The sequence below is a fragment of the Bacillus sp. JJ1122 genome, assembly GCF_036964885.1.
GTDB lineage: Bacteria > Bacillota > Bacilli > Bacillales > Cytobacillaceae > Mesobacillus.
Genome location: NZ_JBALQL010000003.1, coordinates 156,478 through 172,885, shown reverse-complemented (window position 1 = coordinate 172,885; position 16,408 = coordinate 156,478). Strand labels below are relative to the sequence as shown.

General features: G+C 40.8%; 15 protein-coding genes. 11 read left to right on the top strand and 4 right to left on the bottom strand.

All coding sequences use genetic code 11. The annotated features are described in order from the left end of the window. Window positions 1-171 precede the first annotated feature (171 nt). Together V7201_RS03145 and V7201_RS03140 are read left to right on the top strand one after the other, a co-directional pair. Window positions 172-1,374, top strand: coding sequence for an HD-GYP domain-containing protein (locus V7201_RS03145; RefSeq protein ID WP_335375323.1), 1,203 nt, complete (start codon window positions 172-174; stop codon window positions 1,372-1,374). Window positions 1,375-1,491: 117 nt separating this feature from the next. Further along, window positions 1,492-2,670 (top strand): hypothetical protein, encoded by a 1,179-nt coding sequence (locus V7201_RS03140; protein ID WP_335375322.1) that lies wholly within the window; start codon window positions 1,492-1,494, stop codon window positions 2,668-2,670. Between the two features lie 28 nt (window positions 2,671-2,698). On the opposite strand, the gene V7201_RS03135 is transcribed toward V7201_RS03140, so the two are convergent. Then, entirely contained in the window at window positions 2,699-3,754 is a 1,056-nt protein-coding gene (locus tag V7201_RS03135; RefSeq protein ID WP_335375321.1) for a M20 family metallopeptidase, read from the bottom strand. Window positions 3,755-4,251: 497 nt separating this feature from the next. Between V7201_RS03135 and V7201_RS03130 the strand changes: the two genes are divergently transcribed. From V7201_RS03130 to V7201_RS03110, 5 genes are all read left to right on the top strand, one after another. Continuing rightward, the gene (locus V7201_RS03130) at window positions 4,252-6,609 is read left to right on the top strand and encodes an immune inhibitor A domain-containing protein (RefSeq protein WP_335375345.1); all 2,358 of its coding nucleotides are present in this window, start codon (window positions 4,252-4,254) and stop codon (window positions 6,607-6,609) included. Window positions 6,610-6,872: 263 nt separating this feature from the next. Continuing rightward, the gene (locus V7201_RS03125) at window positions 6,873-7,304 is read left to right on the top strand and encodes a hypothetical protein (protein ID WP_335375320.1); all 432 of its coding nucleotides are present in this window, start codon (window positions 6,873-6,875) and stop codon (window positions 7,302-7,304) included. A gap of 334 nt (window positions 7,305-7,638) precedes the next feature. Then, complete coding sequence (locus V7201_RS03120) at window positions 7,639-8,784, top strand: DEAD/DEAH box helicase (RefSeq protein WP_335375319.1); 1,146 nt, start codon at window positions 7,639-7,641, stop codon at window positions 8,782-8,784. 164 nt (window positions 8,785-8,948) lie between these two features. Continuing rightward, the gene (locus V7201_RS03115) at window positions 8,949-10,436 is read left to right on the top strand and encodes an amidase family protein (protein WP_335375318.1); all 1,488 of its coding nucleotides are present in this window, start codon (window positions 8,949-8,951) and stop codon (window positions 10,434-10,436) included. Between the two features lie 24 nt (window positions 10,437-10,460). Further along, a complete protein-coding gene (locus V7201_RS03110) occupies window positions 10,461-10,595 on the top strand; it encodes a hypothetical protein (protein WP_335375317.1) in 135 nt (44 codons plus the stop codon). A gap of 269 nt (window positions 10,596-10,864) precedes the next feature. Here V7201_RS03110 and V7201_RS03105 read toward each other — a convergent pair whose 3' ends face one another. Further along, window positions 10,865-11,731 carry a YitT family protein gene (locus V7201_RS03105; RefSeq protein WP_335375316.1) on the bottom strand — a complete coding sequence of 289 codons (867 nt, stop codon included), beginning with the start codon at window positions 11,729-11,731 and terminating at the stop codon, window positions 10,865-10,867. A gap of 229 nt (window positions 11,732-11,960) precedes the next feature. Here V7201_RS03105 and V7201_RS03100 point away from each other — a divergent pair, with 229 nt between their 5' ends. Together V7201_RS03100 and V7201_RS03095 are read left to right on the top strand one after the other, a co-directional pair. Further along, entirely contained in the window at window positions 11,961-13,163 is a 1,203-nt protein-coding gene (locus V7201_RS03100; RefSeq protein WP_335375315.1) for a CBS domain-containing protein, read from the top strand. 152 nt (window positions 13,164-13,315) lie between these two features. Further along, window positions 13,316-13,873 (top strand): general stress protein, encoded by a 558-nt coding sequence (locus tag V7201_RS03095; RefSeq protein WP_335375314.1) that lies wholly within the window; start codon window positions 13,316-13,318, stop codon window positions 13,871-13,873. 69 nt (window positions 13,874-13,942) lie between these two features. Here V7201_RS03095 and V7201_RS03090 read toward each other — a convergent pair whose 3' ends face one another. Next, window positions 13,943-14,095: a hypothetical protein gene (locus tag V7201_RS03090; RefSeq protein WP_335375313.1), complete on the bottom strand. Its 153-nt coding sequence runs from the start codon at window positions 14,093-14,095 to the stop codon at window positions 13,943-13,945. A gap of 140 nt (window positions 14,096-14,235) precedes the next feature. Here V7201_RS03090 and safA point away from each other — a divergent pair, with 140 nt between their 5' ends. Next, entirely contained in the window at window positions 14,236-14,844 is a 609-nt protein-coding gene (gene safA, locus V7201_RS03085) for a SafA/ExsA family spore coat assembly protein (protein WP_335375312.1), read from the top strand. A gap of 361 nt (window positions 14,845-15,205) precedes the next feature. On the opposite strand, the gene V7201_RS03080 is transcribed toward safA, so the two are convergent. Beyond that, complete coding sequence (locus V7201_RS03080) at window positions 15,206-15,706, bottom strand: hypothetical protein (protein WP_335375311.1); 501 nt, start codon at window positions 15,704-15,706, stop codon at window positions 15,206-15,208. A gap of 218 nt (window positions 15,707-15,924) precedes the next feature. Between V7201_RS03080 and V7201_RS03075 the strand changes: the two genes are divergently transcribed. Further along, the gene (locus V7201_RS03075; RefSeq protein ID WP_335375310.1) at window positions 15,925-16,269 is read left to right on the top strand and encodes a flagellar basal body rod protein; all 345 of its coding nucleotides are present in this window, start codon (window positions 15,925-15,927) and stop codon (window positions 16,267-16,269) included. Window positions 16,270-16,408: the final 139 nt, after the last annotated feature.

Below are 16,408 nucleotides of genomic sequence, written 5' to 3'. Positions count from 1 at the left end.
AATAGTCCTTTTGGTTTATAATGGAGAAAAATGTCGATGATTGACGAATCAAAGGTGGGAAAATAGTAACAATTTAATTTAATTTAATTTAAATCTATTAAACCATTTTTTTTTTTGGCGATATGAAGGTAAACAACGTCTAAGGTATTTGACCAGAATCGGGGAATTAAGATGCAAAACATAATAAAAGATTCATCTTTAAACCATGAAGAAAAAAGGGCCATAAAGTGGTTTTTGGCTTTGTTTTATATGATTTTTCTTTCTTTTGAAAGTTTTTATTTTTATATTTATCCAAAGTTTATTACTAAGCAGGAACTTCAACCCTTTGACAATATGAGATTTTATTATTACTTCTTAATTATTTTGTTAATGCCCATTGTAATAATTATGATGAAAAAAGGGCGGCTTTTTTGGGTAAAATACTTTTTCTTTATTACTTATACAATTCTAACTACGTTATTTGATTCATTAACTTACTATGGCAGTGGGTTAGAATATAAAAGTGGGAATATTGTTGAAGTTTTTTTAATCCTTTTTGCGCCTATTTTTGTAAATTCACTCTTCTTTTGGGCAGTATCTCTTGGAACAATGTTTAAATATGTTTTTATTGGTTTATTGTTACAAACCACTGCAGTAATATTTCCGGTTGCACTGATAGTAATACTGTCAATGTTAGGATTTATTATATTGAAACGCTTCAAAGGGTATGTTGAGGCAATAAAGACATCATATGATAACCAACTTTCAGGGATTGTAAAAGGTGTAATAGCTACTATCGAACTTAAAGATCCTTATACGAGAGGGCATAGCGAAAGGGTTGCGTTTTATGCAAACTCATTAGCAGCTTTGACTGGAAAATATTCATTAGATCAACTTAGAACTTTTACATATGCGTGCTTACTCCATGATATAGGAAAAGTAAACATACCAGATTCTATCCTAACGAAACCAGGCAAACTAACAAAGGATGAATATGAAGTAATAAAAACGCATCCTGTGGTAGGTGCTGAAGCTATTATCAAAGTAAGGGGACTCGGAGAAAGTATAGACGTTATAAAGTCCCATCATGAAAGATGGGATGGGAAAGGCTATCCAGAACAGCTAAAAGGTGATGAGATTCCCTTCTTAGCGAGAATTGTATCAATTGCTGATGCATTTGATGCTATGACTTCATCGCGTTCATACCGCTCGGCAATGTCTCTTGAAGAAGCATATAAAAGGATAATAGAAGGAAAAGGTACACAATTCGATCCCCATTTAGTGGAACTGTTTAAAGAGGTTTTTCCAGAATGGATTGCATTTCATATGAAATATAATTGGTCCGAAGCTCTCCCTATTCAAAATAACATTAGTTGTAGGGAGGTGATATTATGAAAATTCGCAAACTAAAAAAGGTTAAAACAACTTGCTGGTGGTGTGCATATTTACCTTAAATAATGGAAGGGGTGTTAGCGTATTGCTGCATCCCTATTTTACTAAATGGGTGATTATATGAATTTAAGCTACGCGACAAAAGTTTCCTTGCGTCCGTTGAACATAAAAAAAGATAAAAACCACTTTATAGTTGAAGATATTGATTTGGAAGAATTTTACGAGATGCCTATACCCTCCGTCGATGCAATTGAACTGATTAACCAATCTATCAATCTAGAAGAAATTGAATGTACTCTCAAGCTTAAATACCCAGAAGATGAAATCGACATACTTGAATTCGTCAACCAGTTAGTTGAGTTTGAATTGGTAAGCAAACTGGATGGAAAAGAGATTACTAGAAGCAATGGACCTAAGGGGGAATTAGGATATTCATGGATTCCTGTCAACCTCGGCAAATTTTTCTTTAATAAAATAACCGTCAAGCTATACATAGCTTTCCTTGCTGCCAGTGTTGGTGTGCTAATTTTAAAGCCAAATTTATTTCCGCATTATAAAGATCTATTTGTCTTCGATCTCATGATTGAAAACGTTGCAGCATGGCTGTTCATTACCTTCCTTCTTGTTATCCTTCATGAATTCGGGCATGTTCTGGCGGTCAGGTCTGAGGGTTTGCCTGCGAGGATAGAACTCGGGCATCGGCTATTCTTTGTTGTCCTTGAAACGGACATGTCTCAGGTGTGGAAACTGCCTGCGGAAAAGCGAAATAAGCTGTACCTTGCTGGTATGTATTTTGATATGACCGTTTTGTTCATCGTTTTAACAGCGCAGTTTTTCACAAGTGAAGAATCAATCCTGACAGGGCTGCTGAAATTAGTAGTATTGGATACTTTCATCCGTCTGGTGTACCAAGCAGCGGTGTTTATGAAAACAGATTTATATTATATGATTGAAAACTGGACAGGCTGTTACAACCTAATGGAAAATGGCCAGAACTATTTAAGCAAGTGGCTGCCATTCCTTAAAGTCAGCCATACAGAAACCTTTGCAGGAGAAGAAAAGCTCGTACGCAGATATGCTATTTTTTATCTGGCAGGAGTTCTCCTGACCATAGCTATTACTGCTAAATTTTACATCCCGCAAATCATATTTTCGATGAAAGAATTCATGCTGCCTGGTCTAACAGAACCATTCAATAGCCTGCGTTTTTGGGATTCGGCTGTCTTCTTGCTGCAAATTGTCCTGGTTGCTGGCTTGCTGTTTTACTCATGGTCAAAAAAATACCGTTCAAGCAGGTAAAAAGACAGCCGGAGGGCTGTCTTTTGTATTAACTGAAATTCGTTGCATAATCAATCAAAATATCCTTATAAATTTCAATCGACTCAAGCTCCACAAACTCATCGTCCCCATGCCAGTTTCCGCCGCTAGGGCCAAATTCAATTGCAGGAATCCCATGAGCAGAGAAATGCTGGGTATCAGCAGCCCCGTGCTGGCCAAACAGAACGGCTTCTCCACCAATATGTTTCTCCAGCAAAGGTCTCAGCTGAGTAATAAATCGATTATCCTTCTCTGTTGCAACTGGAATGCCATGGAGTCCAACGCGGACTTCCCCGCCGGAGATATTTTCGATTTGCTGAATAATGACATCCGGGTTCTGCCCAGGAAGATATCTAATATCCAGGGACATGACACAGCGGTCTGGAACTTTATTAAAAACCTCTCCGCCAGAGATGATGGCAAGGTTAACAGAAGGGAAAGGATAAAATTCCGAGTTATCTTTAGTAAAAGGCAGATCCACTAGCTTTTCATAAACCTTATAAGCCTTTACAATCGCATTTTCACCTTCCCATGGCCGGCTACCGTGGGCGGATTTCCCGCTTATTTCCACTTCAAGCCGAAGGACCCCTTTTGCCTGGAGGGCAATCCCTAGCTGGGTCGGTTCTGAGCAAATGACAAAATCTCCACGATAGCCATTTTCGACTAAATAACCTGAACAATTAAAACCGCCGATTTCTTCATCCGACACAATTTGAAGCTGGATCTTCACTCCAAGCTTGCGATCTTTCAATTCCTTCATCGCGACCATCATCGCAGCGACGCCTGCCTTCATGTCCGCTGCACCACGGGCATACAAACGCCCATCTTTTTCAACAGGGATAAACTGTTCCTTTTTACCCGAAACGACATCCACATGGCCATTGAAAACAATAGTTGTATCCCCGGTGCCAATCTCGCACACTAGCATTTTATAACCATTATTTTCGATTAAATCTGGCTTAATTTCGTGTTCTATCAGCCACTGTTTGCAAAACTCTACAGCCTGATTGGCACCTTCCTTTGTGGAACTGTCAATCAGCAAGAGTTCTTTTAACAATTCTTTCATGTTGCTAACACTCCTCTAAAAATAGTTCTATCACTACATTACCACCAGAGACCTATTTCAATCTTATGATTAAATGGAAGTTCTTATCGTAAAGATTTACTAATTTTACAATAATTAGAGTCTGATAGGGTGAAAAATTGATTGTTTCTATGTACCGGAACTAGTATTCCACTATTTTCCTTGTAGGAAAATGGAATCAAATTTAGTGTAGCGAAAGAAAATTTCCCAATCAAGAAGTTTACTAAAATAGTTTTATTTACACTTATTTCAAATATTTGGTTGGGTATAAAGACTGTTAAGTTGCATTAATATGGTAAATTTAACGTTTTTATCAAAAAAAATACGGGTAATTATTACTATATTTTAAAAATTTACAATATTTCAAAACCTTGCTACAATTCAAATCAGATTCTTCGGAAATATGAAAAATCGAAACTATTGAAATAGCAGGGGGAATTCTCTTGAAGAAGAAAAATTCATTAAAGGTTCTATCCAGCATGGCGGCAAGCGCTGTTTTCGCTTCCACATTATTTGCTGGTACGTTTGCAGGAACGACTGCAGCTCCAAAACATGCAGCTGCATCAACAACGCCTGTATCCGCACCGATAGATTTAAATATTGTCGACCAGGATCGGTTGGCAAAAGCATTGCAGGAAAGAGGGTTAATTGCTAAAGGTGCTTCTCAAGCTGAAGTGACTAAAGCAGTACAAAAGTATATTAAGCAGAAGCAAGGCGAAAAGCCAGGTCAGGCTGACAAGGCGTTAACAAAGGAACAAAAAGAGTTTGATAATAAGGCGAAGGATTTTGTAACAAAGCAAAAAGATAAGCTTTCCAAGCAGCTTAATAAGGGACATGAAAACTTTAAAAAAGGAAAGCCGACTGGTGCAGTCAAAGTTGATTCTGCAAAGCAGGCGCCTTATAACGGTGATGTGCGTGAGGATGAGGTTCTTGTCCTTCTTGTAGAATATGCAGACTTCAAGCACAACAACATCGAGCAGGAACCAGGATATATGTATTCTGATGACTTCAACAAAGAACATTATGAAAAAATGTTGTTTGGAGACGAGGATTTCACTCTTTTCAATGGTGAGAAAGTAAAAACGTTCAAACAATATTATGAAGAGCAATCCGGTGGAAGCTATACAGTGGATGGGAAGGTTTCTGATTGGCTGACAGTACCAGGAAACTATGCTGAATACGGCAGCGACAATCCTGAAGGCGGCCATGATAACAAACCAGGAACAAAAGGACCTCGCGGCTTAGTAAAGGATGCTTTGAATGCAGCGGTAGCTTCAGGCATTAACTTGGCAGACTATGATAAGTTTGACCAGTATGACCTTGATGGTGACGGAGATCAAAACGAACCGGACGGCCTGGTCGACCACTTAATGATTCTGCACGCAGGTGTTGGACAGGAAGCTGGCGGCGGAGCAATTGGTGATGATGCAATCTGGTCACATCGTTGGAATTTGGGCGGCGTTTATTCTGTACCGAATACAAAGGCAAATGTTGACTACTGGAAAGAAGGAAGAATGGCTGCATTCGATTACACAATCGAGCCTGAAGACGGTGCAGTCGGCGTATTCGCTCACGAATTTGGACATGACCTAGGTCTTCCTGACGAGTATGACACTCAGTACACTGGCCAAGGTGACCCTGTTGCATCATGGTCCATCATGAGCGGCGGAAGCTGGAACGGCAATATCGCAGGAACAGAAGCACCAAGCTTCTCTCCACAGAACAAAGAATTCTTCCAAAAGACAATTGGCGGCAACTGGGCCAATATTACAGAAGTAAACTACGAAGACATTGATAAAAATGGTATGGCAGCAGTCATTGACCAGAGTGTTACGAAGTCTAAGAATGCAGGGATTGTAAAAGTAAACCTTCCTAAGAAGGAAGTGAAGGGAATCGAGCCGAAGTTTGGCAGCAAGTACTATTACAGCCAAAAAGGCGATGATCTTCATACTGCATTGGAAACTCCTGAGTTCGATTTAACAAATGCTGCAAAGGCTGAATTTAGTTACAAAGCGAACTATGAAGTTGAATTCGATTATGACTATGTTTATGTCACTGCAGTTACTGCTGATGGCGAAGAAGTAGAACTTGATAAAATTGGCGACACAAATGCAGCAGGTGGAATGGATACTACTAAAGGCGAGTGGGCAGATGTAAAATATGATCTAAGCCAATTTGCCGGCAAGAAAGTAAAACTTGTATTTGAATATGTAACAGATGGCGGTTTGGCTCCTGAAGGCTTTGCAATGGACGAGTTAAAGCTGACAGTTGACGGTGAAGAAGTATTCGCAGATGGCGCTGAAGGCGACACTGCAGTTACCCTTGATGGTTTTGTCCAGTCAAACGGTATCTTCTTAAAAGACCACTACTACTACCTTGAGTGGAGAAACTACGCTGGTTCTGATAAAGCACTTTTAGCTGGCCGCGGTGTTAAGTACAATACAGGAATGGTAGTCTGGTATGCGGATGATTCATTCACAGATAACTGGGTTGGAATCCATCCTGGTGAAGGCTTCCTTGGACCAGTCGATTCACATCCAGAAGCGATTGTTGGAACGCTTAAGGGCCAACCATCAGTCAATCAAAGTACACGTTATCAGGTAGCAGATGCTGCATTCTCAATGGATCAGACTCCTGCATGGTACATCGATTCTCCATCACGTGGAATTTATGATTACAAAGGACTTCCAGGTGTAACCGGATTCGATGATTCTAAATCTTACATGAACGACCTGATTCCAGATGCAGGACGCAAGGTTCCACAATTAGGCCTTAAGTTCCAGGTTATCGGCGAAGCGAAAGACAACTCAGCTGGTGCTGTCTGGATCCACAAATAAGAAATTACTGAGAAGGACATCGGGCTTTCGCCTATCTCCTTTGGGAGTTAAAAACTAAATATTTCAAAGACAGACCAACTAGTATTTAGTGGTCTGTCTTTTTTTATTGATATGGCTCTGTTAAAGCTGATTGTCTTCGCTGTTTAAGGTGCTATTTTTATGGTAATCGTTGAAATGCTATGTACATATTGAAATAGGTTAAAAGGGCATAAATGAAAAGTGTCGAATATACTTAGAAGAGCAAAATTTTCGGAGGTTCTCGAATGAAAAGAAATTTTGTCGTTTTATCTATTTTTACAATTATTTTAATAACTATTATCGGATGTGCAAATGAGGTCCCTGAAGAGTTTGATTTAAACCAGCTAACTAGAGTGGATGTTCAAATATTCACAGGCGAAAACAGCGACAATGAAATAATCATTACAGAAGAAGAAAAGATTAAAGCTTTAAGAGATTTATTTGCAGGAATAGAGTGGGAACAGAACGTAAAGTCTGAAATGGCTAGAAAAGAAGATGTGAAAGCTACTTTATTCTTCACGATTGATAAAAATATGCCAGAAAGATTATATGATTATTTAATATGGTTTAATCAAGACGTGGCATCAGCAACGGTTATTGACAGAGAAAAGAATGCTTTAGGAACCTTAGACAAAGAAGATGCCCAAAAACTAAAAGATATTCTGATGGAAAATTAGAGCAGGTATGCCTGCTCTTTTTGTATGATTTGGTATGGTATTAATTTGCGACTTTAATATCAATAAAGTTTCCCCGCCGAAAAGAGGCTTTTGCCAGGTGTCCTTTATTATTTGGAAAAATCGTTCGGAATTTCTAGATAAACCATTTTTTTCGTTCATACAATCTTCGAATCGACTATAAAGGTATTTGGGTAAATTCAATGTTTTATATTGAAAACTAAAGCTGGAATCTCCAACACAGCTTTTAATTGCAAAACCTCACGGCAATACTGGACTTATGAATCCGTTTTAGCTAGTATCATTACTATGAAGATTTAAGTTGAAGGAGAAAATTATGTCAGACACTCAACAAATTATTGCGCAATTGAAACCATTCCTCCAGCAGGCCTGGGAAAAAGCAGGCTTCCAAACGTTAACTTCTGTCCAGTCCACAACGATTCCTTTAATAATAGAAGGAAAAGATGTGATTGCGGAATCACCGACTGGTACTGGCAAAACGCTAGCTTACCTGCTTCCGGTTTTAAATAAAATCGATCCGAAGATGCAGAATACACAGGCAGTCATTCTGGCTTCCTCACAGGAGCTTGTCATGCAGATCCTTTCTGAAATCCAGAAATGGGGAGAGGGCACCGAGCTAAAAGCGGCAACTCTTATTGGCGGAGCCAACCTGAAAAGGCAGATAGATAAGCTGAAGAAAAGCCCGCACATCATTGTTGGGACACCTGGCAGGACGTATGAACTGATTAAGCAGAAAAAGCTGAAGATGCATAAAGTCCAGACGGTTGTTCTTGATGAAGGGGACCAGCTGCTGACTCCGGAGCACAGCGAAACAATAAATAACATCATCAAGGCTACACTGGCTGACCAGCGCCAGCTGCTTCTTTTTTCCGCGACTCTTCCACCGGCTGTTGAAAAGTCGGTTAAAAATTTGGCGAAAGATCCTGAAGTGATCAAGGTGAAAAAAGACCAAACGATCGAAGCTGCAAACGTGGACCACATCTACTTTGTCAGCGAGCAGCGCGACAAAATTAAAATCCTTGAAAAAATCGCCCGACTTAAAGGGGTCAAGGCACTTGTTTTTATAAAAGATATCGCCAACCTCACAATTGCAGCTGACAAGCTGAAATTCAAGGACATCCATGTCGGCCAGCTTCACAGTGACCTTGGGAAGCAGGACCGCCAGCGTTTTATAAAGAAGTTCCGAGAAGGAGACAGTGAGATGCTGCTCGTCACGGATATCGCAGCTCGCGGACTCGATATTAAAGGCGTGACCCATGTTGTTCATTATGACCTTCCAAGGGAACTGGACCAATACATCCATCGTTCAGGCAGGACAGGTCGTTTTGGAGCAGAAGGAACCGTCATCTCCATCGTCAACGAACGTGAAGAGCGCGATTTGAAGAAGTTCTGTAAAGCGCTCACTATTGAGCCAGTTTTAGCAGAATTTTATCACGGTAAAATGGTTGAAGCTGCAAAATAAGATTTCGTAAAGCTGCGGGGAAACCTGTGGCTTTTTTTATTGTGGATTTAATGCTGCTTGGAGCAGAAAACAATGGACAAGTTTATCAAAGCCTTTTAAAAAAAGGACTTTCAATAAAAATTAAGAATATATATGTGTAGTTTAAATTGGAAAGGAACCTAAAAATGAATAATCCTCGTTTAAAAAGTTTAATGGAAGAGTGGCTTCCTGAAGCTACTATAGATGAGATGCAAGCGAAAATGGATAGCGGCGAACTGACTTCGCATGATCTTGTGCTGATGTACCAGGCTAGGATTGCTGTTTTTGATAAGACGATCCATTCTGTCCTTGAATTGAATCCAGACGCATTACATATCGCTGCTGCGCTAGATTCAGAACGCAAGCAGAAGGGTCCAAGAGGTCCGCTCCATGGTATTCCAGTGTTGCTGAAGGATAATATAGACACACACGATAAAATGCATACAAGTGCGGGCTCGCTGGCGCTGAAGGACTCGATTGCCCCTAAGGATTCTTTTGTAGCTGCCAAGCTTCGGGAAGCAGGAGCGGTCATCCTTGGCAAAACGAATATGACGGAATGGGCAAACTTCATGGCGAATGGGATGAAGAGCGGGTATAGTTCGCGAGGCGGCCAGGTTCTGAACCCTTATGGACCTGAAAAATTTGATGTTGGCGGCTCGAGTGCAGGATCTGGTGCATCCATTGCTGCAAACCTGGCTGCAGTTGCGGTTGGAACAGAAACGGACGGTTCGATTTTAAATCCGGCATCCCAAAATTCTCTTGTTGGAATCAAGCCCACGGTCGGTCTAGTCAGCAGGGCGGGAATCATTCCGATTGCCCATACACAGGATACAGCTGGTCCAATGGCACGAACGCTAAAAGATGCGGTTTACCTTTTAAAAGCAATTGCCGGACAGGATCCTGGAGACCCTGCGACCATGTTGGCATTGCCGGAATTCGATAACAACGATCTCTTTCATCGTAAAGTGCTGAAAGGCGCTAAAATCGGGATTGCCCGTGAAGAGTATATTGGAAAATTATCAGAGGATCAGGAGCAAATTTTTCAAAAAGCGGTTGATAAGCTTGAAGAACTTGGTGCTGAAGTAGTCGAAATGGCGATTCCCGCTTCAAAGGCGAATTGGGGCTATAAAGTGCTAAGCTATGAGTTCAAGGCAGATTTAAATGCTTATCTAAGCCGGTTAGCTCCTAACATTCCGATCAGGACGCTTGCTGACGTAATTGCTTTCAATTATAAGCATGGCGAAAAAACGCTGAAGTACGGCCAGGAGATTTTGCATGAATCTGAAGAGACAAGCGGAACGTTGACGGAGGCTGAATACTTGAATGAGCTTGAATATAACTTCTATATGTCCCGGGAACAGGGTGTCGACTATGTATTAAAGGAATACGGAGTGGACGCTATTCTTTTTCCGATGGATGGTTCGACGATTCCTTCGAAAGCAGGGTACCCATCAGTCACTGTTCCCGCAGGATATACATCAGAAGGTGAGCCGGTCGGCATTACTTTTACAGGTACCGCCTTCAGCGAACCGCTGCTGATTAAGCTGGCGTATTCATTTGAGCAGGCAACAATGGTACGGAGAGCACCTGAACTCAGAATAAACACTGAGGAAAAAATCCATACTACTTCTTGAATCCATCAAAAGGAGCGAGAAAGTATGGGTAAAACAAAACTTGGCAATGCAAATGCACAGCGGAATAACAATAAGAAAAAAGGCAACAACACACCTGAAGAACTCGTCGAATTCACAACCGGCCAAAAAGAAAAGAAGATGAACAATCCAATCGATTAACATGCAAGTGTCCCGGGGAATGCGGGGCACTTTTTTAAATCCTACAAAAAAAACACCCTTGTCGTATAAACAAGAGTGTTTCTATGGTAAATATAGATCTGGGATTCCGTAGAAAATAACTTCCGCTTCACAGAGAATATCCAGAATAACGTAGAAAATAACTGATATCCCGTAGATATTACCCCAATTTTTATAGAGAATACACTGATTACAGCAGAATTCCCTTCGAATTTCGTGGCCTCTGATTACAGCAGAATTCCCAGCCAAAATTAATGCGCATTGCTCTTCCCAAAGTTACTTCCCGTTACATCGGCGACATTCTCGATTGCCACTAATGCATTTGGATCCAAATCATGGACGGTAGAGCGCAGTGTGGACAGTTCAATACGACTCACAATGGTATAGATGATCTTTTTAGGCTCGTTCGTAAAAACCCCTTCGCCATGAATATAAGTCATCCCGCGTCCTAGATCTCTTAATAATGCTTCAGCGATTTCCTCAGGGAAGTCTGAAATAATCGTCACTGATTTTAATTCCTCCATACCTTCCACAACAACATCGATCATTTTAAATGCGATAAAGTAGGTAATGATGGAGTACATGGCCGTTTCCCAGCTAAATACTAACAAGGCCGCTAAAATAAAGATGAAAAAGTTCATGATCATCACAATTTGTCCGACTGACACGGTACGATTTTTGCTTACGAGGATGGCGATAATTTCAGTCCCATCCAATGCGCCGCCAGCCCGGATTACTAGACCAACACCTGTACCTAGGATTACGGCACCAATAATCGTTGCTAAAAATAAATCATCGGTAACGCGGTCAAAATGGTGCAGGTAGGCTGTAGCTCCTGATAAAATCACAACTCCATATAAAGTGCGGAGCGTGAACTTCCAGCCCATTCTCCGATATCCAATATACAGGAACGGGATGTTGAAGATAATTAAAAAGATACTCATCGAAATGCCGGTTAATTCACCCGCAATAATGGATAGCCCGATCACTCCTCCATCCAAAATTGCATTAGGAACGAGGAACATATCAAGCCCAAATGCCGCTACGATTGCCCCGATCGTAATCATGACCACCTGCTTTATTTCTTTTACCAATCGTTTTTTCTTTGTTGTTGCCACTAAAAATCCAGCTCTTTTCTTTATTAATTTTCAATAAATCCTTCAATATGTTAAATGGAAATCATGTATGTACACCATTAATTGTAACAAACTTTTATAAAGTAAAAAAATAAAGAGGCCAACAATCCACCTGTTCTGGTATTTTTAGATTATATAACCAGGATTACAAAAACAGGTATTTAGGGTAGTAACAATAATGTAAGATGATATGAATTTTGGAGGGACCATTTTGGCTAATGATACTCAGGTTAAAGATAGATCCAATAAAAAGCAAACGGTTTTAAATACACAGGAAAAAGAACAAAAGAAAAATAAGAAGAATTCAATTAACAATAAAGATCAGCAGGTCAAGGAACACCAACAGGCACAAACGAAAAAAATACGTACTGAAGATGACACCGAAAAGAATACTCGACAGCCACGCCAAAAAGGCAAGAAACAAAATGGTGTTGAGAAACAAGAGCAAGGTGATAAAAGAAATAAAAAGCAAATCAGCAATAATAACAAATCTTCAGAACGACCAAATGGAACAGGGGATAACCGGAAGCAAAGATCAAACGGCAATGATGATAAGCATTTGAAACAAATCGGAAATCAGATGATCAGCGCAGAATCTCAGCGCTCACAAGGAAATAAAGCTCAAACAAATGAGACGAAAAAGCAAGGCAGCAACGCAGGAAAAGAAGCAAGCAATGATGAAAATGCACAAGAGGTCAATCATAAGGAGCAGTCCGGCAAATTCGAGACAGCCTTTAACAGGATTCACAAGGCTTTAAGGGAGATGGTCAAGGAAACAGAAAGTGATGCGTTCGTTGAGCTGTTATATTCAGGTTATAAAAACCATTCGCTCATCCGCAAATATAAGAGTGATTTGCACCAGTTCGCAAAGCTGCGTAATGCAATTGTCCATGAAAGAGTGAATGCGGATTTCTATATTGCCGAGCCGCATATCGAGGTCGTTGAACGCATCGAGGAAATTTGCCGGGAGTTTGAAAAGCCGCAGACGGCACTTTCGATTGCGACAAGTCCGGTATTTTACTATTATGAGGATGCTTATCTTAAAGATGTACTTAAAGTCATCAATAAGTTCGATTTCACAAGATTCCCTGTGTACGACAAGGATGATAAGTATGTTGCGCTGCTCACATCCACGGAAATCATCCAGTGGATGGCGAAACATTTCTCGAGTGAAGTCATTCATTTTGAAGATGTGCGGATCAAAGAACTTTTAACAAAAGGGAAGAACTATTTTGTCACGTTCGTGACCGAGGATGCGTCACTCTATGAAATTGAAGAATTGTTTGAACGCTATCACACAAGAGGCAAAAAACTTCAGGCTGTCATCATTACGGAAACAGGTGACCGCCATGGCAAGCCGATCGGCGTCATCACACCATGGGATCTTCTAGACAGCGATACTGCAGAAGATTGATTCGTGAATTTTTCTGGGTGAAAAAATGACATTTTTAAAATTAACCCTTGCAAACCATTCGACATTATGTTTATACAGCCGTTATACGGGTATCTTTAAAAAGGACTGCATGACCATTACAAAAAACTACTCGTCTTAAGGAGGAATTTATTATGTATTATGAACATGAAAAACATCTAGTTGGAGTATATGATAACGAGCGTGAGGCAATCCAGGCTGTTGAGGACTTGAAAAGACAAGGTTACGCAACAGAAGACATCTCTGTTATTAGCAAAAACGATGATGAGGTTGATCACATCAACGAAGCTACCGGAACGAAGACAGAGGAAGGTCTTGCTGCAGGTGCAGCAACAGGCGGCATTTTAGGCGGCCTTACAGGCTTATTAGCCGGAATTGGCGCATTAGCGATTCCTGGTATTGGGCCAATCGTCGCTGCAGGACCAATCGCTGCAACACTTACAGGTGCGGCAGTCGGAGCAGGTGCAGGCGGTTTAGCTGGCGCACTGATCGGAATGGGGATTCCTGAAGATGAAGCTGACCGTTACGAAGGCTATGTAAAAGAAGGGAAAATCCTTGTTGTTGTTGAGCGCGACGAAAACCGTGTTGGCTTTAATGACACAACGAGAACTGGCGTGATAGACCCAGTCGACGCACCTTTGACTTCGGACAACCCTGCCAACACACGATTAGACAACACTAGAGACTTTTAAGTAATGCTTATAAAAGAAGGCTGCCAAGCAATTGGCAGCCTTTTGGCATTTTACGAGAATAATAGAGAATCAGGTCTTTTCATCTTCATTTCTTGTATCATGTAAATCAATGGTGCTGGCGTCATCCAAATTAAATGATGAAAAAATACCATACATAAACGCTGCGCCAGCCATGCCGAGACAAATGACAAAGCCGATGGTCATCACCCAAAGATAGCCCATAATGTACATTCCTCCCTTATTAAAACTATATGCAGCAGATTGATGTTGTTTTCGCATAGGAAGGAAAAAAAGCTCGAGTGGAATTTTAAAGTATATTTTCCAAAAAATTTCTCATCCTAACATTCGAGGAGGAATGATTGATGGGAAAGAAAGTAATACTGGGAGTATTCCTGCTATTCTGGCTGATCCCAGCCATATCGTTTGCACAGCAGGTACATACTGTCCAGCCAGGTGATACTATGTGGAAAATTTCAGTGCGATACCAAGTCGGACTTTCAGAAATCATTGCGGCGAACCCGCAAATTGACAACCCCAGCTTGATCTACCCAGGACAAAAAATCAATATACCAGGATTAGGTGCAGCCAAGTCAATTGATGATGACGTCATCAGGCTGACAAACGCAGAACGTGCCAGGTATGGCCTCAAACCGCTTGTGCCAGATGGGGAGTTATCAAGGGTAGCCAGATACAAGTCGGCAGATATGAGAGATAAAAATTACTTTTCCCATACAAGTCCTACATACGGTGACCCGTCCAATATGATGAGGCACTTCGGCGTTTCCTACCGCAATGCTGCTGAGAACATTGCTGCTGGCCAAAGGACAGCAGGGGAGGTCGTCCAGTCATGGATGAACAGTCCTGCTCACAGGAAAAATATCCTGAACGGGACCTATACGCATATAGGAACCGGTTATGCCTCAGGGGGAGATTACGGACATTATTGGACACAGCTGTTTATAACCAAGTGAAAGCTTTATTCATGACCCTGCTGCTGGAAATTGCAGGGTTGTTATTATTTAGTCTAGGTCATTTGGAGCTTATGAATTCAGCTTGGGATCATTGTTCCGAAAATCAACCCAAAAATTAATAATTCCTCAACTAGTAATAAAAACACTACAACAAGTAATAAATGCAACCAAACAAGTAATAAACCAGAACAAACAAGTAATAAATTCAACCAAACAAGTAATAAACCTATCTTAATGGAGCAGTAGGCTTGTTCGCTCGGACTTTTAAAGGAAAACCGCTCGATTTGCTGTAGAAATCTCTCTTTATAATAAAAATGCCGGTCCAGACTAAAAATCTGGCCGGCATTTTCAATTTTTATGCTTAACATCTGTACTGGCAGTCAACCGATGAAACACCTCGTTCTCCTTTTTTCCATAAGCGGTACAGGGCTTTGCCATCGCTGTGTGCTCCTCCTGGATAATCCATCGGAAGCAGGGCGAAGAACAAGTAATAAAACGAAAAATAGATAAACTGGAAAGCCATTATGTTGGGTTCGAATAAGTCGAGCCAAATTAAAAGATTAAGCAAGAGCATACTAATCAGGTTAAAAACCGAGCCACCTAACAAAATAATAGTCTTTGACAAACGGTTATCGAATGTTACATATTCAAATTCGCAGTCTCCCGACCAGAAGTAGAATTGGTGTATATCGATTTTCCAAAAAGAAAAGAGTCTTTTTCCGCTGCCCAGTCTTACTCTAATTCCTTTTGCACCGAAAATAGTTCCAAAAGTAATATGACCAAGTATATGAACGATTATTACCATCGGTAAAATCAAAAAGAATGACCAAAGAAATTTTATGATATCATGCAATCCAAACATGTGATGACCTCCTCTCGATACCTTCTAATTGATACCCGTTAAAATCACTCTATAACAGCTAATATCTTCCTTTGCCAACAACCCTCTTCATAGCGCGGTTCCGCCAGTCCTGCCCGCATCTCAGCCTCAGGTCTTACTTGAAAATCAAGCTCAGGCACGTTATAGACTTTTCGCGATAAAGGTAAGATTAAACCATAAGAGATAAGGAGGAATTGAAAATGAAAAAATTTGGTTTAGTCGTTGCCGGTGGTATTGCTGCGATGGTGTTGATTTCGAATCTCGGCCCGCTTGTGGGGCTGGCAGTCAGCTTGCTTGTGCTGTACTTCGCAGTGAAGCAATTTTTAAAGACAAATTCAACAGCCGGAAAAATTGGCTGGGGAATCGCAGGTTTCTTCATCCTGATGGCAACAGCATCTAACGTACCAGCGATCCTGGGAATCGCAGCTGCATATGTCCTTTACCTTGTGTATAAAAACTGGGACAAAAGAGAGAAAGCAGTCTACGAAGAAAATGACCCATTCGTAAATTTCGAAAAGCAATGGGCTCAGATGAAAAACAACTAAGTTGGAGAATTGCATGAAAGATTGCGCAGTAGATCAAAAGCTGGCTTCACTAATTTTAAGGCTGTGTTAAAGATTTATATTGATTATAAACTCTGTTGATTGTAGTGGAAGGCGCGTAGACTCCTGCGGGCGCAGCTGG